Here is a 1406-nt window from a genome sequence, read left to right on the forward strand (position 1 = left end):
GCGGTACACCGACCCGGATGGAAATGCTGATATTATAGACGGAGACTATCAAAGTGGCTTTACAACGTTTGATCGGCAGACAGGTCTTATAATTGAAGCTCCAGCTCTTAATTATGTTGAGCATAATTTACAAAATTATTTCATTACCGGAAATGAAAACTACCGAAACAAGCTTCCAGATATAAACTGCAGTCCGCTGGCAATGTCTGCTTTGGAAGCAGAGATATGCGAACACTACGGAATTGAATCTGAAAGCATTGTTCCTGGCCTATCATCAAAGGCAATGGTTGGGATTCTTACCGGAGGCTCGCTTGATATTGCGGGAGCTGCACAAAAAGTCAGTGGCAGTGTAGTAGGGAAAGTTGGGAATGCACTTGTTAACGCAAAGAGAATTTATGCGCCAAGCCCTAAACATGATCCAAGTTTAAAATGGGGAAGCGAAAATCCAATACCAGATGCAAAAACAGGACAAAAATTGCTGGATAGTGCGTATTCCTCATCAAATCATAAGCAATTATATAACATCTATAATGGTAAGCTTATAAAGTTCCAGCCTGACAATCTGGGAGGATGGCATCCATATGCTGTCAAGGGAGGCGAAGTCCCAGCGGATGTTTTAAGAGCAATGCGGGATAACGGTGACATAACAAAATCTCAATATAATAAATTTTTGCATAATAATTAGTGAGGGGATGATGACAATTATAGGAAGCAAAGATACATTTGCAATCGAATATGAAATGACAGATTCCGACTATGGTTGGATGGAAATCTGGGTTAATAATAGAACAGTGTGTAGTTATCTCTGGAGGGACAAAAAATTCCATTTTTGGGGGCATGTAAAATTGTTGGTTGAATGGTTTTCTGATAGCATTGAAGCGATTTTAAATGAAACAGAGTTTCCATTGGCCGTAAATGCAACCTCCTCAATTGATTTTGAATCAAAGTGCAGGCGGCTTCCTTCTGATGATTGGGCTGATGCCCGGTGGAATTGGTATATTTCACACACTTGGTATTATCTCCATGAGGATTCACCTTTGCCTCTGGTTTATTTTAGGCGCGTAGAAAATAAAATCGAAATTGAGTGGGACGAAAGCGACTTATATGACGGACCCGTTTTTGACAATCCAAAAGGCCTAGAATTTGTTGATGTTCAGACATTTTCAGAAGTAATTCATAAATTCATCGAATCTTTTTAATGTCGAGCCAATTTTTTTATTCCATTTTAGTGCTATAATACTGTTGAAGAAGGAGCCTACAGAACATGGAAATTGATATCGAAATAGACGGCCTTACTAACTGTCTCGTAAAGCGTGACACAGGTGAAGAATGCGACACTCAATACCGTCTTATTTCAAAGACGCTCACAAAGGCGGAAGCTGAAAAAATGATTAAGGCTGGCTGGC

2 protein-coding genes are annotated in these 1406 nt (G+C 39.8%); both read left to right on the forward strand.

Features of this window, described 5'->3' with window-relative positions; translation table 11 throughout:
• Positions 1 to 685: hypothetical protein (locus tag JI65_RS16895; protein WP_197971977.1), on the forward strand; the 685-nt coding region annotated here is incomplete at its 5' end.
• A 7-nt stretch (positions 686 to 692) separates the two neighbouring features.
• Complete coding sequence (locus tag JI65_RS16900; protein ID WP_191018333.1) at positions 693 to 1199, forward strand: hypothetical protein; 507 nt, start codon at positions 693 to 695, stop codon at positions 1197 to 1199.
• The last annotated feature ends 207 nt before the right edge of the window (positions 1200 to 1406 follow it).

The organism is Treponema zioleckii (assembly GCF_014737315.1).
In the GTDB taxonomy this organism is placed as follows: domain Bacteria; phylum Spirochaetota; class Spirochaetia; order Treponematales; family Treponemataceae; genus Treponema_D; species Treponema_D zioleckii.